This window comes from Streptomyces sp. NPDC046925 (genome assembly GCF_040644915.1).
Classification (GTDB): Bacteria; Actinomycetota; Actinomycetes; order Streptomycetales; family Streptomycetaceae; genus Streptomyces.
Genome location: NZ_JBEYWZ010000001.1, coordinates 607,409 through 629,894 on the forward strand (window position 1 = coordinate 607,409; position 22,486 = coordinate 629,894).

Below are 22,486 nucleotides of genomic sequence, written 5' to 3' on the forward strand. Positions count from 1 at the left end.
CAAACCAGCCGCCAAACCAGCCGTGGACCCGACCGTCTCGCTTCAGCTCGGGGTCGACCGCAGCAGTCCGGTTCCGCTGTACTTCCAGCTGTCCCAGCAGCTGGAGGCCGCGATCGAGCGCGGGGCCCTGACGCCGGGGACCCTGCTCGGCAACGAGATCGAGCTCGCGGGGCGCCTCGGTCTCTCCCGGCCCACCGTCCGGCAGGCCATCCAGTCGCTCGTCGACAAGGGGCTGCTCGTGCGCCGCAGGGGCGTCGGGACGCAAGTCGTCCACAGCCAGGTCAAGCGCCCCCTTGAGCTCAGCAGTCTCTACGACGACCTGGAGGCGGCCGGGCAGCGGCCCGAGACCCGCGTGCTCCGCAACACCGTCGAGCCCGCGTCCGCCGAGGTCGCCGCCGCGCTCGGCGTCGCGGAGGGCGACGAGGTACACCTCGTCGAGCGGCTCCGCCTGGCGCACGGCGAACCCATGGCGTTCCTGCGCAACCGTCTGCCCGCCGGACTCCTCGATCTCGACACGCCGCGTCTTGAGGCCACCGGCCTCTACCGACTGATGCGCGCCGCGAGCATCACCCTGCACAGCGCGCGCCAGTCCGTGGGCGCCCGCGCCGCCACCGCCGACGAGGGCGAGCGGCTGGGCGAACCCGCGGGAGCCCCGCTGCTCACGATGCAGCGCACGACTTTCGACGACACGGGACGCGCGGTCGAGTTCGGCTCCCACATCTACCGCGCCTCGCGCTACTCCTTCGAGTTCCAGCTCCTCGTACGACCGTAGGACCTGTCGCCGGGCGGCGCGTCCGCGGTCAGTCCGTGGCCAGCAGGCCGGCGCGGAGCTTGCCGACGACGCGCGAGATGAGCCGGGAGACGTGCATCTGCGAGCAGCCCAGTTCGTCGGCGATCTGCTGCTGGGTCCGCTCCTCCACGAAGCGGAGGTGGATGAGGGTGCGGTCCCGTTCGCCGAGGTCCGCGATCAGCGGGGCGAGGGAGTGGAAGTTCTCGACCAGCTCGAAGGAGTACTCGTCGACGCCGATGAAGTCGGCGAGCATCGTGTCGGACTCGTCGTCGGCGCCGTTCACCGCGGCGTTCAGCGAGACGGCGTTGTAGCCGTTGGCCGCCTTCTGCGCCTCGGCGACCTCGGAGGGCTCGAGCTGCATCAGTTCCGCAAGCTCGGCCGTGGAGGGCAGGCGGCCCAGGCGGGTGCGCAACTCCTCGGTGGCCTTGGACAGTTCGATGCGCGCTTCCTGGAGCCGACGGGGCACGTGCACGGCCCAGGACGTGTCGCGGAAGAACCGCTTGATCTCACCGGTGATGTAGGGGACGGCGAAGGAGGTGAACTCGACCTCGCGGGTCAGCTCGAACCGGTCGATGGCCTTGATCAGGCCGATGGTGCCGACCTGGATGATGTCTTCCATCTCCTGCGGGCCGCGGTGCCTGAACCGGGAGGCCGCGTACTGCACGAGGGAGAGGTTCATCTCGATCAGGGCGTTGCGCACGTACTGGTACTCGTGCGTGCCCTCCTCGAGTTGCGTGAGGCGGTCGAAGAAACGCTTGCCGACCTCCCGCGCGTCCTTGGGCGCGATGGAGGAGGGGTCCGTGTACGCGCGCTCAACGAGGTCTTCCCCGGCCGGGGCGGCCGTTTCCTGCGTCTGCTCCTGCGCGGCGGTGATCATGCGTCCCTCTCCTTGTTCAGTTCGACCTTGTCCAGTCCGGCTTTGTTCGGATCGACTTCGCTGGGTTCGTCTCCGTGTTCCGCAGCCCACCCTGTACCCCGCCAAATCCGACCCACACGTACGGACTTGCGAATGGGGCGACCGGGGCGAGTGAGGTGGGCAAAGGACACAAAAAGGAGGGGTGGACCCGGCCGTCCCAGGACGGGTCCACCCCTGGAGCACGCACGCGACTGCCCGTGGTGCCGTGCCGTGGAGTGCCCCGTTCCGTCCCCGTCATGCATCGCGCCGGTGATGTTTGCGTGGCCGCCGACGGGCTAACCGGAGGGACAGCACATGATGTCGACGCCAAGGGAGCGTGAGCGGTCATGACCGCCAACGAGAAGGGCAAGGCGAAGGTCGAGCAGGCCACCGGCGCCGCCAAGGAAGCCGCCGGACGCGCTGTGGGCAATGAACGCCTCACCGCCGAAGGCCGCGCCCAGCAGGCGAAGGGCGACGCGCGCCAGGCCAAGGAGAAGACCAAGGACATCGGCAAGCACTGACGTTCGCGCGACAGAGTCGGGGCCGCTCCGGAAGCCGGGGCGGCCCCGACGCGTGTATACCAACTCGCCAACAGTCGTCAGAATGTTCTGACAAATCCATTGACGCTGCCGCGCGCCCGCCGCTAGAACTCCTCCAGCCGCATTCGGGCGGCCGGGAGAAGAGGTGGCCCCACCATGCTTAGTCCCACCACGCTCAGTCCCACCATGCGTACGGCTCGCACGGCAGCCGCCCTCGTGGCGGTGATCGCGCTCGCGGCCGGGTGCAGCAGTTCCGGCGGCAAGGACGACGAGGACAACTCGGACGGCGGCGGGGGAGGCGGCAAGGGCGTGAACACGCCCCGCCTCAAGATCGCGATGATCACCCACTCGGGCGAGGGTGACACTTTCTGGGACATCGTCCAGAGCGGCGCCAAGCAGGCCGCCCGCAAGGACAACGTCGAGTTCCTCTACTCCAACGACAAAGAGGCCAAGGGACAGGCCGAGCTCGTCCAGTCCGCGATCGACAAGAAGGTCGACGGCATCGTCGTCACCCTGGCCAAGCCGGAGGCGATGAAGGCGGTGCTCGGCAAGGCCGAGGACGCCGGGATACCGGTCGTCACCATCAACTCCGGCGGCGAGTTCTCCGCTGATTTCGGCGCGCTGAGCCACATCGGGCAGGACGAGTCCGTGGCGGGCGAGGCCGTGGGCGACGAGCTGAACAAGCGCGGCAAGAAGAAGGCGCTCTGCGTCATCCACGAGCAGGGAAACGTTTCCCTGGAGCAGCGCTGCGCGGGCGTCAAGAAGACCTTCGACGGCTCGGTCGAGAATCTCAACGTGGACGGCACCAACGCGCCCGGCTCCCAGTCCTCCATCAGTGCCAAGCTCCAGGCCACCAAGGACATCGACTCCGTCGTCACGCTCGGCGCGCCGATCGCCGCGTACTCGGTGAAGGCCAAGGAGGATGCGGGCAGCAAGGCGGAGGTCGACACGTTCGACCTGAACGCCGAGGTCGTCAAGCGCCTCAAGGCCAAGGAGGTCGGCTTCGCCGTCGACCAGCAGCCCTACCTCCAGGGCTACCTCGCCATCGACGAACTGTGGCTCTACAAGACCAACGCGAACGTCCTCGGCGGCGGCAGGCCCGTCCTCACCGGACCCGCGATCGTCACCGGGAAGGATGTGCCGAAGCTGGAGAAGTACACCGCCCGCGGTACCCGATGAACACATGCGTGATCCGCGTGGTCGATACTTGGGCCGCTGGGGCCGGGGATCCGGACCGGCCTCACCGAAGAGCAGAGCTAGAAGGGCACGGCGTCGTGGCAAGGGTTCAGACAGGGGTACGTGCGGTGGGCGCCGTGCTGGTCGCGGTGCTCGGGGTATCCCTCGCGGGGTGCAGCAGCACCGGAGGCAAGCGCGCCGAGGACGCACGCAAGGCGGCAACGGCACAGGGCAAGGCCGCGGTGAACACACCGAACTGGACGTTCGGGATGGTGACCCACTCGGGTGACGGCGACACGTTCTGGGACATCGTCCAGGAAGGCGCCGAGCAGGCCGCCCGCAAGGACAACATCAAGTTCCTCTACTCCCACGACGACGAGGCCCAGCAGCAGGCCCAGCTCGTGGACTCGTACATCGACAAGAAGGTCGACGGCATCATCGTCACCCTCGCCAAGCCCGACGCGATGAAGGGCGCTCTGGCCCGCGCCAAGAAGGCCGGCATCCCGGTGATCACCGTGAACTCGGGCTCCGCGGAGTCCAAGGCCTTCGGCGCCCTCACGCACATCGGCCAGGACGAGACGATCGCGGGCGAGGCCGTCGGCGACGAGCTCAACAAGCGCGGCAAGAAGAAGGCGCTCTGCATCCTGCACGAGCAGGGCAACGTCGGGCACGAGCAGCGCTGCGAGGGCGCCAAGAAGACCTTCGACGGCAAGATGCAGAACCTGTACGTGACCGGCACGAACATGCCCGACGTGCAGTCCTCCATCGAGGCCAGGCTCCAGTCCGACAAGTCCATCGACTCGGTCGTCACGCTCGGCGCGCCCTTCGCGGACACCGCCGTGAAGGCCGCCGACAGCGCGGGCAGCAAGGCCGAGGTCGACACCTTCGACCTGAACGAGAAGGTCGCGGCGGGCCTCAAGAGCGGCGATCTCGGCTTCGCCGTCGACCAGCAGCCCTACCTCCAGGGCTATGAGGCCGTGGACCTGCTCTGGCTCTACAAGTACAACGCCGATGTGCTCGGCGGCGGCAAGCCGGTCCTCACCGGACCGCAGATCGTCACCAAGGACCAGGCCGACGAGCTGGAGGATTACGCGAAGCGAGGGACCCGATGACAGCCACAGCCCCGGCGCCCGCGCCATCCCCGGGCTCACCGGAGACGAAGACGGACGAGCGCCTCCTGAAGGCCTCGCCGCTGAAGAAGCTGATGGGCCGCCCCGAGCTCGGCTCCGTCGTCGGCGCCATCGCCGTCTTCATCTTCTTCGCGGTCGCCGCCGACAGCTTCCTGCAGGCCACCAGCCTCGCCACGGTGCTCTACGCGGCATCGACGCTCGGCATCATGGCGGTCCCGGTCGCGCTCCTGATGATCGGCGGCGAGTTCGACCTGTCGGCGGGCGTCATGGTGACGACCTCCGCGCTGATCTCGTCGATGTTCAGCTACCAGATGACCGCGAACGTCTGGGTGGGCGTGCTCGTCTCGCTCGTCGTGACCCTCGCGATCGGCGTCTTCAACGGCGTGATGCTGACCCGCACCGACCCGCCGAGCTTCATCATCACGCTCGGTACGTTCCTGATGCTGACCGGCATGAACCTCGGCTTCACCAAGCTGATCAGCGGCACGGTCTCCACGAAGTCGATCGCCGACATGGAGGGCTTCACCTCCGCCAAGGACGTCTTCGCCTCGACGCTGACCATCGGCGGCGTCGACTTCAAGATCACGATTCTCTGGTGGCTAGGCCTGATCGTGGTCGCCACCTGGGTCCTGCTGCGCACCCGCGTCGGCAACTGGATCTTCGCGGTCGGCGGCGGCGAGGACGCGGCCCGCGCGGTCGGTGTCCCGGTCGCCGCGACCAAGATCGGCCTCTATATGGGCGTCGCCTTCGGCGCCTGGGTCTCCGGCCAGCACCTGCTCTTCTCGTACGACGTCGTCCAGTCCGGCGAGGGCGTCGGCAACGAACTGATCTACATCATCGCGGCCGTCATCGGCGGCTGTCTGATCACCGGCGGATACGGCTCCGCGGTCGGCGCGGCCGTGGGCGCCCTCATCTTCGGCATGGTCAGCAAGGGCATCGTGTTCGCCGAGTGGAACCCGGACTGGTTCAAGTTCTTCCTCGGAGTGATGCTGCTCCTGGCGACCCTGCTCAACCACTGGGTCCGCAAGCGCGCGGAGGCGACGAAGTGAGCACCGAATCGACCGAAGTCACCGACGCCGCGCCGGGCCCCGACCGGACCCCGCTCGTCGAGCTCGACGACGTCAGCAAGTACTACGGCAACATCCGCGCCCTCGAAGGCGTCTCCCTGGAGGTCCACGCGGGCGAGATCTCCTGCGTCCTCGGCGACAACGGCGCGGGCAAGTCGACCCTCATCAAGATCATCGCTGGCCTTCACCGGCACGACGCGGGAGAGTTCCGCATCGACGGCGAGGACGCGAAGCTCGGCTCGCCGCGCGAGGCCCTGGACCGGGGTATCGCCACGGTCTACCAGGACCTCGCCGTGGTCCCGCTGATGCCGGTCTGGCGGAACTTCTTCCTCGGCTCCGAGCCGACGAAGGGCGCGGGCCCCTTCAAGCGCCTGGACGTCGACCTCATGCGCGAGACGACCCGCGCGGAGCTCCTTCGCATGGGCATCGACCTGCGCGACGTCGACCAGCCCATCGGCACCCTCTCGGGCGGCGAGCGCCAGTGCGTGGCGATCGCCCGCGCCGTCTACTTCGGCGCCAAGGTCCTGGTCCTCGACGAGCCGACGGCGGCGCTCGGCGTCAAGCAGTCGGGCGTCGTCCTGAAGTACGTCGCCGCGGCGCGGGACGCGGGCCTCGGAGTGGTCCTGATCACTCACAACCCGCACCACGCGTACCTGGTCGGCAACCGCTTCGTCCTCCTGAAGCGCGGCACGATGTTCGGCAGCTACGCCCGCGACGAGGTCACCCTCGACGAACTGACCCGCCAGATGGCGGGCGGCTCCGAGCTGGACGACTTGCGCCATGAGCTGGAGAAGCGCTGACGGCGCCCCCTCAGGGGCGTGCGGAAAAGCCCCGTAAGGGGCGCGGGGAACTGCGCGAGCAACCACAGAAAAGCCGCAGTCGCGTCTGCCGGGCGACCGAGCAGACGCGACTGCGGCATTTCCCGGGCCGAGCGCGCAGTTCCCCGCGCCCCTGACGGGGCGCACCGGGTCCGTTGTGCGCGCCCCCGCGAGTGTGAGGCAGAATCGCCGCAATGAGCACCTACCGCGACCTCGCGCACCGCGGCTCCGCCCGAGCCACCGTTCTGCGGACCGTGGGCACGCGTGAGCGCCGATCACATCTGACGGCGCCCCGCGTCCCCACCGTCGGCATCGACATCGGCGGCACGAAGGTGATGGCGGGTGTCGTCGACGCGGACGGCAACATCCTGGAGACCCTCCGTACGGAGACCCCGGACAAGTCCAAGAGCCCCAAGGTCGTCGAGGACACCATCGTCGAGCTGGTCCTCGATCTCTCCGACCGGCACGACGTGCACGCGGTGGGCATCGGCGCCGCGGGCTGGGTCGACGCGGACCGCAACCGCGTCCTGTTCGCCCCGCACCTGTCCTGGCGCAACGAACCCCTGCGCGATCGCCTCTCGGGCCGCCTCGCGGTCCCCGTGCTCGTCGACAACGACGCGAACACCGCCGCGTGGGCGGAGTGGCGCTTCGGCGCGGCCCGCGGCGAGGACCACCTGGTCATGATCACGCTGGGCACCGGCATCGGCGGCGCGATCCTGGAGGACGGCCAGGTCAAGCGCGGCAAGTTCGGCGTGGCCGGGGAGTTCGGCCATATGCAGGTCGTCCCCGGCGGCCACCGCTGCCCGTGCGGCAACCGCGGCTGCTGGGAGCAGTACAGCTCCGGCAACGCCCTGGTCAGGGAGGCCCGCGAGCTCGCCGCGGCCGACTCCCCGGTCGCGTACGGGATCATCGAGCGGGTCAAGGGCAACATCCCCGACATCACGGGCCCCCTGATCACGGAGCTGGCCCGCGACGGCGACGCCATGTGCGTCGAACTCCTCCAGGACATCGGCCAGTGGCTCGGCGTCGGCATCGCGAACCTCGCGGCGGCCCTCGACCCCTCCTGCTTCGTGATCGGCGGCGGCGTCTCGGCCGCCGACGACCTCCTGATCGGCCCGGCGCGCGACGCCTTCCGCCGCCAGCTGACGGGACGCGGCTACCGCCCCGAGGCCCGTATCGCCCGCGCCCAGCTGGGCCCCGAGGCGGGCATGGTGGGCGCCGCCGACCTGGCCCGCCTGGTGGCCCGCCGCTTCCGCCGGGCGAACCGCCGCCGGGTGGAGCGCCACGAACGTTACGAGCGCTATGTGGAAGCCCGCCGCACCAACGACCGCACCTCTCAGGGAACCCAGTAAGCAGATGACCGTCCCCCGACAACCCTCGTCCCCGGACTCCGTGGAATCCCCGGATCCCGCCGACGGGGGAGGCCGCCCCCGCGAGGGCCGCCGCCACATGATCCGCCGTCGCTGGCTGACGGCCACGATCATCGTGCTCCTGATCGGCGTACCGGCCGGCTATCTGGTGATCTCCGCCAACCAGAGCCGCAACAGCGGCCGGGACAAGGAGGCCAAGTACTCCGCGACCGGCCTCACCGCGGGCTGGCCCTCCAAGGTGCAGCGCCGCCTCTACGACGTGCCGATCGCCCCGTACTCCAGGGAAGTCGCCTACTACGAGACGAACAACTGGCGCACCAGCCGCCTGTACGCCCAGTTCCTGACGAGCAACAAGGGCCTGGACAAGTTCCTCGATCAGATCGGCACGAGCACCGGCGAGCTGAAGAAGAACGAGATAACGATCAGCAAGCGCGACCGCAAGGTGGTCGGCTGGCAGTTCACGGATCCGGGCCCCTGGCTGGGACTCACCCATCGGAAGAAGGACCCGGCACCGACCCTGGACGTGGTGGTGAACCGCGTCAACCCGGATCACCCGATGGTCTATGTAGTGTCTACGACAACCCCGTAACTGGCGTGTTTCATCGGTGAGTTGCCGCGCGGTCGGCTCGTACGATGACGCGCATGATCTCCACAGAGACGTCCGACGACGCGGCATCCGAAGAGGGGTACGACAGGCGCCGGCGTGCCCAGTGGCTCGCAGGTCAGGCGCGCGCGGACGGCGTGGCGCGCAGGGACATGCTGCGGCTCCTCGCCGCGGCGGGGGCGACGGCGGGCGCCGCGGGCGCGGTCTCGGCCCTCTCGGCACCACGGGCGAAGGCGGCCACCGGTGCGCCGGTCACTGCCGTTTCCGCAGCAGCGCCCGGAATCGTGAAGCCGCTGCCCGCGGACCGCTTCACGATCCGGGGCACGAACGCGGAGACGAAGTTCGAGGCGCTCGCCGGGACTCCCTTCCTCACCCCCGCGTCCCACTTCTTCGTGCGCAACCACACGGCGACGCCGGGCCTGGACGCGAAGACGTGGAGCCTGAAGATCTGGGGCGACGGTCTGAAGGGCGGCGGTCTGAAGTACGGCGGGGCAAGGGAGTTCACGCTCGCCGACCTCAAACGCCTCCCGTCGGTGACGCGCACCGCCTTCGTCGAATGCGCGGGCAACGGCAGGAGCTTCTTCACCAGCCAGCAGGGCCAACCGGCTTCGGGCACGGCCTGGACGCTGGGAGCGATCGGCAACGCCCGCTGGCGCGGCGTACGCCTCTCCGAAGTCCTGCGCAGGGCAGGCGTGTCGCGCCACGCGGTGGACGTGCTGCCGAGGGGCCTGGACGCGGAGTACGTCACGGACGACGGCACGAACCTGGGAAGGGTCCGGCGCCCGCTCCCGATCTCCAAGGCCCTCGACGACGTCATCCTCGCCTACGAGATGAACGGCGCCCCGCTCCCCGCCGACCACGGCTACCCGGTACGGGTCCTGGTCCCGGCCTGGGTGGGCATCGCGTCGATCAAATGGGTCGGCGACATCGAGGTCTCGGCGCAGCCGCTCTTCTCGCCGTGGAACACGCAGTTCTACCGCTTGTTCGGCGACGCGTACCCCCCGCAGGGCAGCGCCCCGCTGACCCACCAGACCCTGAAGTCCGCCTTCGAACTCCCCTGGAACGCCAGCGTCGACGCGGCCACGACCCACCACCTCACCGGCCGCTCCTGGTCGGCGACGGGCGCGATCACCCGGGTGGACATCAGCACGGACGCGGGCACGACATGGCACCGGGCCCGCCTCAAGGACACCCCGCACCGGGCCACATGGACCCGCTGGACCACCCCATGGCACCCGGCATCCCCCGGCCCGACCACACTCCTGGCCCGCGCCACGGACACCACGGGCCACACCCAGCCGGAGACGACGACGCACAACAGCCAGGGATACTTGTTCGACGCCGTGGTGCGACACCCTGTGACGGTGGTGTGAGGCCGGGCGATGCCCGCCGGTCCGTTCGGGGCTTTCTGGTCGGTTTTGGGATGGGTGATCCCGTTGTCGGAGCGGGATTTTCGGAGAGAGCTTGCGCACCCTCTTACTCACGCGTCAGCTCCGACGGTTAGCGTAGAGCGGTGAGCGAGACGAATACCCCTGCCCTCCAGTACCGCTTCGACGGCCCCGAAGACGCACCCGTGCTGATCCTCGGGCCGTCGCTCGGTACCACGTGGCACATGTGGGACCGGCAGGTGCCCGAGCTGATCAAGCAGTGGCGCGTGTTCCGCTTCGACATGCCCGGACACGGGGGCGCCCCCGCGCATCCCTGCGGCTCCGTCGGCGAGCTCGCCCAGCGGCTCCTCGCCACCCTCGACGAGGTCGGCGTGCAGCGCTTCGCCTACGCGGGCTGCGCGTTCGGCGGCGCGATCGGCGCCGAGCTCGCCCTGCGGCACCCCCAGCGCGTCGCCTCGCTGGCGCTGATATCCGCGTCGCCGCGCTTCGGCTCCGCCGACGAGTTCCGCCAGCGCGGCGTCATCGTGCGCAGCAACGGCCTCGACCCCATCGCGCGTACGTCCCCCGAGCGCTGGTTCACGCCCGGCTTCGCCGCCGCGCAGCCCGCGATCACCGACTGGGCCGTACAGATGGTGCGTACGACCGACCCGGGCTGCTACATCGCCGCCTGCGAGGCGCTCGCCGCCTTCGATGTGCGCGCCGAGCTGGGGCGGATCGGCGTGCCCACGCTCGTCCTCGTCGGCTCGGAGGACCAGGTCACCGGGCAGGGCGAGGCCCGTACGCTCGTCGCCGGCATACCGGACGCCCGCCTCGCCGTGGTGCCGGGCGCATCGCACCTCGCCCCCGTCGAGCAGCCCGCCGCCGTCACCGACCTTCTCGTACGGCACTTCTCCACCGCCTGGCCGCCGGCGACCGACACGGGGACGCACGCGGCGATCGGCGCACCGCCGGTCAAGCCGGTGCTCGCACCGCCGATCCCCGTCTTCCCCGTCGCCGAGATCGGCCCCACGGAGCAGCCCGAAGCCGTGGGCGGCGGGCGCCCCGACCCGTACGACGCGGGGATCAAGGTCCGCCGCGAGGTGCTCGGCGACGCGCACGTCGATCGCGCCCTCGCCGCGGCCGACGACTTCTCCGAGGACTTCCAGGAGCTCATCACGCGCTACGCGTGGGGCGAGGTCTGGAACCGGCCCGGCCTCGACCGCCGCTCCCGCAGCTGCGTCACCCTCACCGCGCTCGTGGCGGGCGGCCACCTCGACGAGCTGGCCTTCCACACCCGCGCCGCCCTGCGCAACGGCCTCACCCCGCAGGAGATCAAGGAAGTGCTGCTCCAGGCGGCCGTCTACTGCGGCGTACCCGCGGCGAACTCCGCCTTCAAGGTCGCCCAGGCCGTGATCCGAGAGGAAACCACGCCGCAGGAGTAGCAGGATGGGTGCATGACGACTGCCGCGAAGCGCATCAAGCTCACGAAGAAGACGCATGCCTGTGTCCGTCTGGAGCGGGACGGCCAGAAGCTCGTCATCGACCCGGGCGGCTTCACCGAGGAGGACGCGGCGCTCGGCGCCGACGCGATCCTCGTCACGCACGAGCACCCCGACCACTTCGACGAGAACCGGCTGCGCGCCGCCATGGAGGCCAATCAGGCCGCCGAGATCTGGACCCTGCGCTCCGTCGCGGAGAAGATCTCGGCAGCCTTCCCGGGCCGGGTGCACACCGTCGGGAACGGCGACATGTTCACCGCCGCGGGCTTCGACGTACAGGTGCACGGCGAGCTGCACGCCGTGATCCACCCGGACATCCCGCGGATCACCAACGTCGGCTATCTGGTGGACGGTTCGGTCTTCCACCCGGGTGACGCGCTGACCGTGCCCGAGCAGCCCGTGGACACGCTGATGCTGCCCGTGATGGCGCCCTGGAACAAGATCTCCGAGGTCATCGAGTACGTCCGCGAGGTCAAGCCGCAGCGCGCCTACGACATCCACGACGCGCTGCTCACGGATCTGGCCCGCCCCATCTACGACTCCCAGATCGGGTCACTCGGCGGCGCCGAGCACCTGCGGCTCACGCCGGGGGAGGCGGCCGAACTGTGACCGGCCGCCCCGGCACTGTCAGTGGCGGCCGGTAGGTTGTGAGGCATGCGCATTGCCACCTGGAACGTGAACTCGATCACCGCTCGGCTGCCGAGGCTGCTCGCCTGGCTGGAGAGCAGCGGTACGGATGTGCTGTGCATCCAGGAGACCAAGACCACCGCCGAGGGCTTCCCCGCCGACGAGCTGCGCGAGCTGGGGTACGAATCGGCGGTGAACGCGACAGGCCGGTGGAACGGAGTCGCGCTGCTGTCCAGGGTCGGCCTGGAGGACGTGACGATCGGCCTGCCCGGCGGCCCCGACTACGAAGGGGTGCAGGAACCCCGCGCGATCTCCGCGACCTGCGGCCCCGCGCGAGTCTGGTCGGTGTACGTGCCCAACGGCCGCGAGGTGGACCACGCGCACTACGGCTACAAGCTGCAGTGGTTCGAGGCCCTGAAGGCCGCGGTCGCCTCGGACGCGACGGGCGCGCGGCCGTTCGCGGTCCTCGGTGACTTCAACGTCGCCCCGACCGACGCGGACGTATGGGATCCCGCCCTGTTCGAGGGCGCCACGCACGTGACCCCCGCCGAGCGCGCGGCCCTCGCCGCCCTGCGGGAAGCGGGCCTCTCGGACGTCGTGCCGCGCCCCTTGAAGTACGACCACCCGTTCACGTACTGGGACTACCGCCAGCTCGGCTTCCCCAAGAACAGGGGCATGCGCATCGACCTGGTGTACGGGAACGAGGCGTTCGCGAAGGCCGTGACGGACTCGTACGTGGACCGCGAGGAGCGCAAGGGCAAGGGCGCGTCCGATCACGCGCCGGTCGTGGTGGACCTGGAGGTCTGACCGACTCCCCGCGCCCCCGTGCGGGGGCGCGGGGAAGCACGTCCGTTACGGCTCCAGCGCCCCCAGATCCACCGACTCCGCGATCGCCGCGAGCCCCGCGTCCCCCGGATGCAGATGGTCCCCGCTGTCGTACGCGGCCAGCATCCGCGAGGGGTTCGCCGGGTCCCGCAGGACCGCGTCGAAGTCCAGGACGGCATCGAAGTCGTCGCCGCCGCGCAGATAGTCGTTGATCTTCACGCGCTCCGCGTCCGCCGCCGGCGTGCACAGCGACTCGCCCTGGCAGGGGGCGATCGTCGCCGCGAGGACCCGCAGGCCCCGCGCGTGCGCCCGCTCGGCGATCTCCCGCATCCCGGCCGTCACCTGGTCCGCCGACGCGCCCCAGCGGACGTCGTTGACACCTTCGAAGACCACGACCGTACGGGCCGACGTCTGGGCGAACACATCACGGTCCAGACGGTGCAGCGCGCTCACGCCGCCGGTGTCGGTGGAGACGCCGTCGCCGGGATAGCGGTCCGCGATGACGCGGTTCGCCGAGATCCCCTGGTTCAGGACGCCGAAGCGCGGGACCTCGTCCTGCTGGAGCAGCCGCGTCGCGAGCACGTTGGGCCAGCGGTGGTTCGCGCTCTGCGTCGACTTCACGCCGTCCGTGATGGAGTCGCCGAGCAGCACCACGGAGCCGGGTCCGCCGCTCACGTCGACTCCGGTGAGCAGCGGCCAGGTCGAGATCGTCGACGTGTACGCCTGCGGGGAGCCCTCCGCCGCATGGTCGCCGGGGCCGCTCACGTACGAGGTCTGGATGGCCTGGCTGTGGACGGGCGCGGTGGTCACCGTCCCCGGCAGATGGAAGCTGACCAGGAGGTTCGTGTCCGCGGGCACGTCGAAGTCGAGCGGGTCGCTGAACGCCTGTGCCCCCGCCGGGACTTCGGTGCCGCCCCTGCCGCCGAAGGACAGCCGCCGCGGCTCTCCCCGCGCCCCCGCCCCGGACTCCTGCACCGCCACGGTCGCGCTGCCGATCCGTACCGGCGCCGCGGCGAAGGTGTTGTCGAGCCGGATCCGCACCCGCGGCCCGCCCGTGCTCGTATGGACGACAAGGCGCACGGTCCGGTCGGTCCAGGGACCCACCGCGGTGTACCCGGCGGTCGAGGCCGACCAGGTGCCGGTCCAGCCCTTCGTCGGCTGGCGCACGGAGAGCGAGAAGACGTGCAGATCCGGGGCGCCCGGGTCCTTGGGCAGGGTCACCGAGGCGATCTCGCGCCCCCGCGCCACCGGCACGGTCACCGCGTACAGCCGTGTCTTCTCGGCGAGTTGGCCGCCGGGAGTGTTCACGTGCGGCAGCGCGACCGCCTTGGTGGCGAGCGGGCCCGAGCGCCAGTCCGGCGCCGTCAGACGGTACGTTCCCCTCGATCCGTCCCGGTAGCGCACCGTCCCCGTGCCGCTCGCGTCGCCGCCCGTGCCCGCGACCAGGAACGCGAGCGCGTCCCCGCGCCCGCGAAGGCGTACGGACTGCCCGTCGGCCCGCACGTTGTCCGCCTGGCCCGTGTGGGTGCGCGGCCAGGCGAGCCGGGCCCCGTCCACGGCGAGCGAACGGCCCGGAGTCCAGCCCGCCGCGCTCAGGTCCTGCGCCGAGAGCGAGCCGCCCGAGCCGTCGAAGTCCGCCTCAGCGGGCCGCGCGTCGTCACTGACCGCCCTGTTGTCGAAGAGCCGCTCCAGGGGGAGCGGCCCGGGTCTGTGCGGCGCGGCCTGCGCCGTGGCCACAGGTACGGCGGCGCTGATCACCGCGAGTACGGCGGCCGCTCCCCAGATACGTGAGATACGCGAGGTACGCGGACTGCGTGGGCGCACACCAGACCCCTCCCTTGGCTGAAGCTGACGTGACGACAGGTGCGCCATGAAGCTAAGGAGACCGGGGAGAAGCGTCAATGAGGTGCGCGTGAACATGACCCGAACTCGCCGGGATGCCGTACGGCAACGCCCCCGGAAGCCGCCGGGGTCCGGCTCACCGGCGCGTATCCGCGGGCATGCGGGGCACACTGCCGGGCACCTCCTCGCCCGAAGGCCGCGCGGAGCGATTCGCCTCATTCCGTGATCAACTGATGCAAGATACATTCTTGGGGCGTTGACATCCATCGGAGAGGCCGATCATGAACATCTCCTTCTTCGGCAGGCGGCGCCGGCAGGAGTCCGCCGACCGGGGCTCGGTACTCGCCTCCGCGTTCGACGAGGATCCGGCGGGCGTGGCCGAACTCCTCTCCGAATGTGAGCTCCTTCGCTCCCAGGCCGCCGGTGCCGGTCTCGAACTCGACGACTCCCCGGCCTCGTTGACCGCCCTCGACCAGCTTCTGCCGCGCTGGCGCGACGACCCCGAACTGCTGCCGTGGCTCGGCAACGACGCGGGCCTGTACCTGGGTTCGGTCATCGTCCGCACGGTGCCCGGCGCCGTCTGGCACGTCTGGCCCGCGGGCAGCCCCGTCGTGCGGCTCGTTTCGGGGCGCGAGATCCAGGTGGTGGAGGCGGGTCTCGACTGGGCCGTGCACGGCGCTCCCGAGCTGTCCCAGGTCTTCGCGGAGGCCTCGGAGACTTAACCGCAGTTCGATGTAACTACAAATACTGTTAATGCCCTTACGTGCGTGTCGTCCAATAAGTCCCGTTTTCGCGTGGATAGTTTGCGCGGACCGACACCGCCGAGAGTGGGCAGGGCAGGGCATGGCCGTCGATCCGCTGATCGAGCTGCGTGATGTGAACAAGTACTACGGGAAGTTGCATGTCCTCCAGGACATCAACCTCACCGTCGGCAAGGGGGAGGTGGTCGTGGTCATCGGCCCGTCAGGGTCGGGGAAATCAACGCTGTGCAGGACGATCAACCGTCTGGAGACGATCCAGTCGGGAGCCATCGCACTGGACGGGCAGCCGCTTCCGGGAGAGGGCAAGGCACTGGCCACGCTCCGCGCCGACGTCGGCATGGTGTTCCAGTCCTTCAACCTCTTCGCGCACAAGACGGTGCTCCAGAACGTCGCCCTCGCGCCGGTCAAGGTGCGGGGCCGCAAGAAGGACGAGGCCGAGCGTCGCTCCCGTGAACTCCTGGACCGGGTGGGCCTCGCGGCACAGGCCGACAAGTACCCGGCGCAGCTCTCGGGCGGTCAGCAGCAGCGTGTGGCCATCGCACGCGCGCTCGCCATGGAGCCCAAGGTGATGCTCTTCGACGAGCCGACCTCCGCGCTCGACCCCGAGATGATCAACGAAGTGCTCGAGGTCATGCAGGGCCTCGCCCGCGACGGCATGACCATGGTCGTCGTCACCCACGAGATGGGCTTCGCCCGCTCGGCCGCCAACCGTGTCGTCTTCATGGCCGACGGCCGCATCGTCGAGGACCGGGCCCCCGAGGAGTTTTTCAACAACCCGGAGAGCGACCGGGCCAAGGACTTCCTCTCCAAGATCCTCAAGCACTGACGGGGGGCCAGGCATGATGCGTACGACACGTCTGCTCGCGGCGCTCGTCCTCGCCGCGTGCGCCGCGAGCGCCTGCGGCAAGGAGGGCAGCCCCCCGGTGAAGGGGCCGCAGCCCGACGAACTGCCGAAGTACCAGGTGGCCAAGGGATTCCGGCTGCCGGACTCCGGCACCTGGAAGAAGGCCGGGCGGCGCGGCCACCTCGTCGTCGGGGCCAAGGAGGACCAGCCCTTCCTCGGCGAGAAGAACCCCGCCACCGGGGCCTACTCCGGCTTCGACATCGAGATCGCCAAGATGATCTCGGCGTCGCTCGGCTTCGACCCCAAGTCGGTCCGGTTCAAGACGATCGCGTCGGCGAACCGCGAGACCGCCCTGCAGAACGGGCAGATCGACTACTACGTCGGCACCTACACCATCAACGACCTCCGCAAGAAGCTCGTCGGGTTCGGCGGCCCCTACTACATGGCGGGCCAGGGCCTGCTCGTGCGCGCCGACGAGGACGACATCAAGGGACCGCAGGATCTCGACGGCAAGAAGGTCTGCTCGGCGGCCGGATCGACCCCCTACCAGCGCATCCAGAAGGACTACCCGAAGGCGACGCTCATCGCGTACGACACGTACTCGGTCTGCGTCGACAACCTCCTGACCTATCAGGTCGACGCCGTCACCACCGACGACGCGATCCTCATCGGGTACGCGGCCAAGGTGCCCGACGAGCTCAAGGTGACCGGCAAACCGTTCTCCGAGGAGCCCTACGGCATCGGCGTCCCGAAGAACGACAGCGCCCTGCGGTTCGCCGTCGACGACGCGCTCGCCGCCCGGCAGAAGAACGGCGACTGGAAGAAGGCCTACGACGCCACGCTCGGCCTCTCCGGAGTCCCGGCGCCGAAGCCGCCCGCCATCGACCGCTACCCGGCGAGCTGAGGAGGCGTCGTGGACGTACTGACAGACAACTTCTCCACCTTCGGCAAGGGGTTCGTCGGGACCGTCGAACTCACCGTGTACGCCTCGATCCTGGCGCTCGTGCTCGGATTCATCATGGCGTCGTTCCGGGTGGCGCCGGTCGGCTCCTTCCGGGCGTTCGGCACCGCCTGGGTGACGGTCCTGCGCAACACCCCGCTCACGCTGCTCTTCTTCGCGGTGCTGCTCGGGCTCCCGCGCTTCGGACTCGTCCTGCCCTTCAAGGTGTTCGCCGTCATCGCCCTGGGCTGCTACACCTCCGCGTTCATCTGCGAGGCACTGCGCTCGGGCATCAACACCGTCCCCAAGGGCCAGGGCGAGGCGGCCCGCAGCCTGGGGATGACCTTCGGGCAGACCCTGTCCATGGTGGTGCTCCCGCAGGCCTTCCGGTCCGTCATCCCGCCGGTCGGCTCCACCCTCATCGCCCTCGCCAAGAACTCGGCCATCGCGGGCGCGTTCAGCGTCACCGAGCTGCTCGGCACGTACAAGACGCTCAGTGAGCTCGGCTACAACATCATCTGGACGTTCGTCTGGATCGCCGTCGGCTACCTGATCATCACCCTCGCCATCAGCGCCGTCTTCAATGTCCTCGAGAAGCGCTGGGGAGTCGCCCGATGAAAGCCCTCTCCCACGAATCCACCGCCCTCTACGACGTACCGGGACCGAAGACCGAGCGCAGACACAAGCTCTACGGGCTGCTCTCCACCGTGGTCCTGGTCGCCCTGGTCGGCTGGCTCCTCTATCTCCTGTTCGACACCGACCAGTTCACCGCGGCGAAATGGACGCCGTTCGAGTACAAGGGCATCCAGGAACTCCTCCTGAAGGGCCTGGGGAACACCCTCAAGGCCTTCGCCATCTCGGCGGTGCTCGCGCTCGCGCTCGGCTGCCTGCTCGCCATGGGGCGGCTCTCCGACCACCGTCCCGTGCGCTGGGTGGCCACGCTGCTCGTGGAGTTCTTCCGCGCGATGCCGGTCCTGGTGATGATCTTCTTCGTCTTCGTGGCGCTGAAGGTACAGCCGCTGCCGGCCCTGGTCGCCGGGCTCACGCTCTACAACGGCTCGGTGCTCGCCGAGGTCTTCCGCTCGGGCGTGAACTCCGTGGAGCGCGGACAGCGGGAGGCGGCGTACGCGCTCGGGATGCGCAAGACGCAGGTGATGACGCACGTCCTCGTACCGCAGGCCGTGCGCGCCATGCTGCCCGCGATCATCAGCCAGTTGGTGGTCGCACTCAAGGACACCTCACTCGGCTATCTGATCACTTACGAGGAGTTCCTCCACGCCGGGAAGCTGATCGCGTCGAACCTCGACTACGATCTACCTTTCATCCCCGTGGTTCTGGTGATCTCGCCGATCTACATCGGGATGTGCATGCTGCTCTCGTGGTTCGCCCAGTGGGTGTCCAAACGACAGCGGCGCAATCCCAAGACCGAGGCCGCGGACGTGGCATCGGCCGAACCAGGGACGCTGCTGCCGGGCAGGCAGTAGTTACAGGGGCCAGGCCCACCCGGCAGCAGCCGGTGATCACTGTTCGCGCAACGGGACCGACACGTATGACGGGTCGGACGCGGGCGAGGAGAAGGTCAGCTGCGCGCCGGACGGGTTGTGCTCGATGTAGAGCGGGTCGACCGTGTCGACCACCAGGGCGAGCCTGTGTCCTGCCGGAACGTCGTAGGCCGTGGAGAACAATTCCAGGTCCACGCCGAACGGCCGGCCGGGGGTCTTGCCGTGGAAGGTGTACGGCGCGTTGCTGACCAGCTTGCCGAGGCCGAGCGGGCCCACGTCGTAGAGGTACGCGACGAGGGTGCCGCTCTCCTTGGTACTGGTGAGCGTGGTGTGCAGCTTCGCCGTCCCGCGCACCCGCTGGGCCGTGTCGTACTTCTGGGACTGCCAGACGCCCGCGTAGCGCCGCGGAAGCAGCGGCATCGAGGCCACCGGCGGGGTCTTGAGGAACTGGTCGAGGGCGTTGGAGAGCAGCACGGTGCCGCCGTTGGCGCCCGAGTCGACGTTCGCCCGGATCGTGGTGGAACCCGCCAGGTCGATCTTCTTCTTCGTCGCGCCGACGGACTTCCAGTCGGGGTAGCCCTCGTAGCCGCCCGTCGAACGGGACTTGAGCTGGACGGGCTGCTCGGTGTCGACGCCGTTCTTCTCGCCCTTGAGGTAGTGGTCGAACCAGCGCTCGGTGGAGGTCCAGGTGTCGTTGGGCAGCCCGAGCAGGCCGGTCAGCTCGGAGGTCGCGTGGTCGCCGGGGCGGAACTCCAGGCGCTTGGGGCCCGTCAACTGCTCGTAGAACGCGGCGTATTGATTGGGCGGGAAGATGGTGTCGCCCCAGGCGTTGCCGAGCATGACGGCCGCGCCGTTCTCGTTGATCTGGTCGATGTAGGTCGCGGGGGAGCGCTTGGCGCCCCACGCGATCATCTCGTCCTCCTTGTCCAGGTTGGACCCGAGGAAGTCCTTGAGCGTCTGCTGGAGTTCGGGGCTCGGGCGGCCCGTGAGGACACCGGCGCCGCCGAGCAGCCCGGCGGCCTGCTGGTGCTGGGTGCGGCCGCTGTAGATCGAGTCGATCAGGTCGCCCCAGCCGCTGAGCGCGGCGACGGCCTTGATCCGCTTGTCGTGCCCGGCGGCGAGCAGGCTGATGCCCGCGCCGTACGAGACACCGCCCATGCCGATCCTGCCGGGGTCGGCCGGGGTGTTCGCCAGGGTCCAGTCGATGACCCGGGAGGCGTCCGCGATGTCCTCGGGGCCGCCGGTCTCGATCTCGCCGCCGGACTGCCAGAAGCCGCGCGAGTTGTAACTGACCACGACGTAGCCGGAGTTCGCGAGCTTCTGGGCCTGCGCGACGTACTCGATCTGCGGCATGGCCCAGCTGGTCGGCAGCACGATCGCGGGGTACTTGCTGCCTGCCTTCGCCCCCTCGGGGGTGAAGACGTTGGCCTTGAGGATCGTGCCGCCGTCGCCGGGGATGTCGACGAAGCGCACGTCCGCGGAGCCCGCCGCCCGTGGAGCGGCCGTCGGAGCCGCCTGGGCGGCGGGGGCGAGGCCGAAGGCGGCGCCGGCGACGAGAGCCGCCGACACGGCGCCCACGGTGGTCGTACGCAGAGCCCTGCGCGGTTGTCCCACGGGTCACTCCTTACTCGTGCAAGTAAAGTGACCCGACGGTAACCGTGGGCGCTTACCGGGGGTAACCCGTCGGTAAGTTACGCACCGGTAACGATTGTTGAGTCGTCTACCTCCCCGGCGTTCCTCAGCTCGGCGCGCTCTTCGCCTGCCAGTCGGCCCACGAGATGTTCCACTCGCCGTAGCCGTTGCCCGGGTCGGGAACGCCCTTCGAGCCGCTGCCGGAGACCTCGAAGGGGTCGCCGATCTGGACCTGGCCGTACAGCCAGGAGGCGTCGGCGTCGCTCATGCCGATGCAGCCCGAGCTGTGGTTCGTGTTGCCGAAGTAGGAGGCATTCCAGGGGGCCGCGTGCGCGTACATCCCCGACCAGGTCAGACGCATCGAGTTGTCGACCATCTTGTCGTAGGCGTCGCCGAGGCCGACCGTCTCGGAGCGCATGTTGATCGTGCCCTCCTTGGCCATCAGGACGGACGTGCCGCCCCAGGACGCCTTGTCGCCGCCGGGGGTGCCCGCCGACATCGGGACACTCTTCACGCTCTGCCCGTCGCGCACGAGCGTCGCCCGCTTGCTGTCGAGGTCGACCTTGACCTTCTGGCTCTTGCCGACGGTGAAGCCGGTCGCGTAGTCACGGACGAACCAGCCGCCGTCCGTGCCGGAATCGATGCCGCCCAGCTGTGCGTCCAGCTTCACCTTGGTGCCGGACTTCCAGTAGTCCTTCGGGCGCCAGTCGATGCGGTCCTTGCCGTCGTAGTTCTTGATCCAGCCCCAGGAGCCCGTGGTGCCGTTCGAGGTCGTCACCTTCAGGTGCTTCTCGACCGCGGCCTTGTTCTTCACCGGGTGGTCGAAGACGACGGAGAGGGGCTGCGCGACGCCGACCGTGGTGTCCTTGCCGGGCGTCAGGGACAGCTTGTTCACCCGCTCCGGGGCGGCGGTCGCGAAGGAGGCGCGGGCGCTGCCGCCCTCGGCGGTCGTCGCCTTCACCTGGTACGAGGAGCCGGGCGCCGTCGTGCGGTCCGATGTCCAGGTGGTGCCGTTCGCGGCGACCTTGCCGGAGAGTTTGGTGCCCTTGGCGTCGGTCACCGTGACCTGCTTCAGCTTGCCGTCGGCCAGCTTCACCTCGACCGGGGAGCCCGCCTTGGCCTTCTTGCCCTGCAAGTTGACGGATATGTCCGGCTTGTCGATTTTCGTGTCGGCGGCCGCGGAGGCGCCGCCCGAACAGGCGGTCAAGGCGGCGGCCAGCGCCGCCAGGCCCGCGGCCGTGACCGCGGCCCCGGTGCGGCGGGGACGTAGGGACGGGCGGCGACTCGGCGAGCTCTGGGGCCTCAAGGGAACGTACCTCCGTGCGAATGTGGAACTGCACGGAGAGAGGGTCAAAGGTCCCGTTGGGTTGCCTCTTGCCCCGAAATTCCCGACTGGGTCACAGAGGTGGGTTATGGGCCGGATGCGGACGTCGGCGCGCGGTGAGCTTCCGGCTACTTGGCGCGATGGGACGCGCGGGCCGGAGCGGCCGCCGGAGCCGGTGCCTGGGCGGCGCGGGTGACGTCCCCGACGAGCTCGACGACGTCGGGACCGTACGCCTGGGAGTTGACGACCTTCAGGAGCAGGACGAACGTGCCGGAGCCGTGCTTGCGGGCGAGCCGCTCGTGGTGCCGGGCCAGATAGCGGGTCGCCGCCTGGTTGGTGATCGCGCGCTGGCCGCAGAAGACGAAGACGGGTCTCGCCTCCTGCGCCTGCCCCGCGGTGAGCCGGGCCAGGATCACGTACTCCGTGATGCCGCCCTCCATGCGGTAGCGCTCGCTGCCGATCTGGAACGCCCCGCGGTCCGGTCCTGGCTCCGGGTCGGTGTTGACGCGGACGCCGGGCAGCAGGGAGTGCATGTGCGCGGCCATACGGCGGTTGACCGTGGGGGAGCCGACGCAGAACTCGGTGCGTTCGCCGAAGCTCTGCTGGGCGGCGTCGTGCGCGACGAGCTGGGCGTGCGCCCCGCAGTCCTTGATCAGCGCGGAGAGTTCGAGGAGCGCGGACACGTCGTGGCGTACGACGGTGAGCTCGGGCCCGCCCGCCTCGCGGTTGACCACGAGCAGCGACTCGGAGTTGTCGGGCAGCCCGAAGAAGGCCTGCTTGCGGCGGAGCTTGCGCCGCCAGAGGTAGGTACGGGCGAGCCAGCCCAGCACGGCACCGAGGCCGGCCGCGATCAGGCCGAGGACGATATTGCGCACGTCTTCAGTCATGGGGGCGCATGCTAGCGGTCTTTAGGACCGGTGTTCGAGGTGGTCCT

The 22,486-nt window shown here is 69.5% G+C and carries 22 protein-coding genes; 17 read left to right on the top strand and 5 right to left on the bottom strand.

All coding sequences use genetic code 11. The features are described from left to right. The first annotated feature begins 22 nt into the window (after nucleotides 1-22). Nucleotides 23-772, top strand: a complete 750-nt coding sequence (locus ABZ906_RS02520; protein ID WP_361378013.1) for a GntR family transcriptional regulator — start codon at nucleotides 23-25, stop codon at nucleotides 770-772. 28 nt (nucleotides 773-800) lie between these two features. Here ABZ906_RS02520 and ABZ906_RS02525 read toward each other — a convergent pair whose 3' ends face one another. Further along, nucleotides 801-1,667 (bottom strand): SigB/SigF/SigG family RNA polymerase sigma factor, encoded by an 867-nt coding sequence (locus tag ABZ906_RS02525; RefSeq protein ID WP_361193167.1) that lies wholly within the window; start codon nucleotides 1,665-1,667, stop codon nucleotides 801-803. Nucleotides 1,668-2,032: 365 nt separating this feature from the next. On the opposite strand from ABZ906_RS02525, the gene ABZ906_RS02530 reads away from it, so the two are divergent. From ABZ906_RS02530 to ABZ906_RS02580, 11 genes are all read left to right on the top strand, one after another. Further along, on the top strand, nucleotides 2,033-2,206 hold the full coding sequence (locus ABZ906_RS02530) for a CsbD family protein (protein ID WP_361193169.1): 174 nt from the start codon (nucleotides 2,033-2,035) through the stop codon (nucleotides 2,204-2,206). Nucleotides 2,207-2,410: 204 nt separating this feature from the next. Then, nucleotides 2,411-3,403 (top strand): sugar ABC transporter substrate-binding protein, encoded by a 993-nt coding sequence (locus ABZ906_RS02535; protein ID WP_361378016.1) that lies wholly within the window; start codon nucleotides 2,411-2,413, stop codon nucleotides 3,401-3,403. A 95-nt stretch (nucleotides 3,404-3,498) separates the two neighbouring features. Further along, nucleotides 3,499-4,512 carry a sugar ABC transporter substrate-binding protein gene (locus ABZ906_RS02540; RefSeq protein WP_361193171.1) on the top strand — a complete coding sequence of 338 codons (1,014 nt, stop codon included), beginning with the start codon at nucleotides 3,499-3,501 and terminating at the stop codon, nucleotides 4,510-4,512. Beyond that, nucleotides 4,509-5,579 (top strand): ABC transporter permease, encoded by a 1,071-nt coding sequence (locus tag ABZ906_RS02545; RefSeq protein ID WP_361193174.1) that lies wholly within the window; start codon nucleotides 4,509-4,511, stop codon nucleotides 5,577-5,579. Before ABZ906_RS02540 ends, ABZ906_RS02545 begins: the two co-directional genes overlap by 4 nt. Then, nucleotides 5,576-6,397, top strand: a complete 822-nt coding sequence (locus tag ABZ906_RS02550; protein WP_361193176.1) for an ATP-binding cassette domain-containing protein — start codon at nucleotides 5,576-5,578, stop codon at nucleotides 6,395-6,397. The genes ABZ906_RS02545 and ABZ906_RS02550 overlap by 4 nt, the downstream gene beginning before the upstream one ends. A gap of 212 nt (nucleotides 6,398-6,609) precedes the next feature. Then, on the top strand, nucleotides 6,610-7,767 hold the full coding sequence (locus tag ABZ906_RS02555; RefSeq protein ID WP_361193179.1) for an ROK family glucokinase: 1,158 nt from the start codon (nucleotides 6,610-6,612) through the stop codon (nucleotides 7,765-7,767). Between the two features lie 4 nt (nucleotides 7,768-7,771). Further along, on the top strand, nucleotides 7,772-8,374 hold the full coding sequence (locus tag ABZ906_RS02560; protein ID WP_361193182.1) for a sugar kinase: 603 nt from the start codon (nucleotides 7,772-7,774) through the stop codon (nucleotides 8,372-8,374). Between the two features lie 53 nt (nucleotides 8,375-8,427). Beyond that, entirely contained in the window at nucleotides 8,428-9,762 is a 1,335-nt protein-coding gene (locus ABZ906_RS02565; RefSeq protein WP_361376442.1) for a sulfite oxidase, read from the top strand. Between the two features lie 140 nt (nucleotides 9,763-9,902). Further along, entirely contained in the window at nucleotides 9,903-11,198 is a 1,296-nt protein-coding gene (pcaC, locus tag ABZ906_RS02570) for a 4-carboxymuconolactone decarboxylase (protein ID WP_361193188.1), read from the top strand. A gap of 33 nt (nucleotides 11,199-11,231) precedes the next feature. After that, nucleotides 11,232-11,864: an MBL fold metallo-hydrolase gene (locus tag ABZ906_RS02575; RefSeq protein ID WP_361193350.1), complete on the top strand. Its 633-nt coding sequence runs from the start codon at nucleotides 11,232-11,234 to the stop codon at nucleotides 11,862-11,864. A 45-nt stretch (nucleotides 11,865-11,909) separates the two neighbouring features. Continuing rightward, nucleotides 11,910-12,689 (top strand): exodeoxyribonuclease III, encoded by a 780-nt coding sequence (locus ABZ906_RS02580; RefSeq protein WP_361193190.1) that lies wholly within the window; start codon nucleotides 11,910-11,912, stop codon nucleotides 12,687-12,689. 45 nt (nucleotides 12,690-12,734) lie between these two features. On the opposite strand, the gene ABZ906_RS02585 is transcribed toward ABZ906_RS02580, so the two are convergent. Beyond that, nucleotides 12,735-14,531, bottom strand: a complete 1,797-nt coding sequence (locus ABZ906_RS02585) for an SGNH/GDSL hydrolase family protein (RefSeq protein ID WP_361193192.1) — start codon at nucleotides 14,529-14,531, stop codon at nucleotides 12,735-12,737. A gap of 299 nt (nucleotides 14,532-14,830) precedes the next feature. Here ABZ906_RS02585 and ABZ906_RS02590 point away from each other — a divergent pair, with 299 nt between their 5' ends. The 5 genes from ABZ906_RS02590 to ABZ906_RS02610 all read left to right on the top strand — a co-directional run bounded on the left by ABZ906_RS02590 (nucleotide 14,831) and on the right by ABZ906_RS02610 (nucleotide 18,578). Continuing rightward, on the top strand, nucleotides 14,831-15,271 hold the full coding sequence (locus tag ABZ906_RS02590; RefSeq protein ID WP_361376445.1) for a DUF6278 family protein: 441 nt from the start codon (nucleotides 14,831-14,833) through the stop codon (nucleotides 15,269-15,271). A 121-nt stretch (nucleotides 15,272-15,392) separates the two neighbouring features. Next, nucleotides 15,393-16,136 carry an amino acid ABC transporter ATP-binding protein gene (locus ABZ906_RS02595; protein WP_361193197.1) on the top strand — a complete coding sequence of 248 codons (744 nt, stop codon included), beginning with the start codon at nucleotides 15,393-15,395 and terminating at the stop codon, nucleotides 16,134-16,136. 16 nt (nucleotides 16,137-16,152) lie between these two features. Next, nucleotides 16,153-17,058, top strand: a complete 906-nt coding sequence (locus ABZ906_RS02600; protein ID WP_361193352.1) for a glutamate ABC transporter substrate-binding protein — start codon at nucleotides 16,153-16,155, stop codon at nucleotides 17,056-17,058. A gap of 9 nt (nucleotides 17,059-17,067) precedes the next feature. Further along, on the top strand, nucleotides 17,068-17,712 hold the full coding sequence (locus ABZ906_RS02605) for an amino acid ABC transporter permease (protein ID WP_361193199.1): 645 nt from the start codon (nucleotides 17,068-17,070) through the stop codon (nucleotides 17,710-17,712). After that, the gene (locus tag ABZ906_RS02610) at nucleotides 17,709-18,578 is read left to right on the top strand and encodes an amino acid ABC transporter permease (RefSeq protein WP_361376448.1); all 870 of its coding nucleotides are present in this window, start codon (nucleotides 17,709-17,711) and stop codon (nucleotides 18,576-18,578) included. Before ABZ906_RS02605 ends, ABZ906_RS02610 begins: the two co-directional genes overlap by 4 nt. A 36-nt stretch (nucleotides 18,579-18,614) precedes the next feature. Here ABZ906_RS02610 and ABZ906_RS02615 read toward each other — a convergent pair whose 3' ends face one another. The 3 genes from ABZ906_RS02615 to ABZ906_RS02625 all read right to left on the bottom strand — a co-directional run bounded on the left by ABZ906_RS02615 (nucleotide 18,615) and on the right by ABZ906_RS02625 (nucleotide 22,439). Further along, nucleotides 18,615-20,210: a CocE/NonD family hydrolase gene (locus tag ABZ906_RS02615; protein WP_361376451.1), complete on the bottom strand. Its 1,596-nt coding sequence runs from the start codon at nucleotides 20,208-20,210 to the stop codon at nucleotides 18,615-18,617. Between the two features lie 124 nt (nucleotides 20,211-20,334). After that, complete coding sequence (locus tag ABZ906_RS02620; protein WP_361376454.1) at nucleotides 20,335-21,534, bottom strand: Ig-like domain-containing protein; 1,200 nt, start codon at nucleotides 21,532-21,534, stop codon at nucleotides 20,335-20,337. A 146-nt stretch (nucleotides 21,535-21,680) separates the two neighbouring features. Then, the gene (locus ABZ906_RS02625; protein ID WP_361193211.1) at nucleotides 21,681-22,439 is read right to left on the bottom strand and encodes a hypothetical protein; all 759 of its coding nucleotides are present in this window, start codon (nucleotides 22,437-22,439) and stop codon (nucleotides 21,681-21,683) included. Between the last annotated feature and the right edge of the window lie 47 nt (nucleotides 22,440-22,486).

Excerpts from the sequence above, each read along its gene's own strand:
- ABZ906_RS02595 (WP_361193197.1), top strand. The coding sequence starts at position 15,393 with ATGGCCGTCGATCCGCTGATCGAGCTGCGTGATGTGAACAAGTACTAC.
- ABZ906_RS02580 (WP_361193190.1), top strand. The coding sequence starts at position 11,910 with ATGCGCATTGCCACCTGGAACGTGAACTCGATCACCGCTCGGCTGCCG.
- ABZ906_RS02600 (WP_361193352.1), top strand. The coding sequence starts at position 16,153 with ATGCGTACGACACGTCTGCTCGCGGCGCTCGTCCTCGCCGCGTGCGCC.
- ABZ906_RS02565 (WP_361376442.1), top strand. The coding sequence starts at position 8,428 with ATGATCTCCACAGAGACGTCCGACGACGCGGCATCCGAAGAGGGGTAC.
- ABZ906_RS02560 (WP_361193182.1), top strand. The coding sequence starts at position 7,772 with ATGACCGTCCCCCGACAACCCTCGTCCCCGGACTCCGTGGAATCCCCG.
- ABZ906_RS02555 (WP_361193179.1), top strand. The coding sequence starts at position 6,610 with ATGAGCACCTACCGCGACCTCGCGCACCGCGGCTCCGCCCGAGCCACC.
- ABZ906_RS02525 (WP_361193167.1), bottom strand. The coding sequence starts at position 1,667 with ATGATCACCGCCGCGCAGGAGCAGACGCAGGAAACGGCCGCCCCGGCC.
- ABZ906_RS02625 (WP_361193211.1), bottom strand. The coding sequence starts at position 22,439 with ATGACTGAAGACGTGCGCAATATCGTCCTCGGCCTGATCGCGGCCGGC.
- ABZ906_RS02535 (WP_361378016.1), top strand. The coding sequence starts at position 2,411 with ATGCGTACGGCTCGCACGGCAGCCGCCCTCGTGGCGGTGATCGCGCTC.
- ABZ906_RS02590 (WP_361376445.1), top strand. The coding sequence starts at position 14,831 with ATGAACATCTCCTTCTTCGGCAGGCGGCGCCGGCAGGAGTCCGCCGAC.
- ABZ906_RS02530 (WP_361193169.1), top strand. The coding sequence starts at position 2,033 with ATGACCGCCAACGAGAAGGGCAAGGCGAAGGTCGAGCAGGCCACCGGC.
- ABZ906_RS02545 (WP_361193174.1), top strand. The coding sequence starts at position 4,509 with ATGACAGCCACAGCCCCGGCGCCCGCGCCATCCCCGGGCTCACCGGAG.
- ABZ906_RS02610 (WP_361376448.1), top strand. The coding sequence starts at position 17,709 with ATGAAAGCCCTCTCCCACGAATCCACCGCCCTCTACGACGTACCGGGA.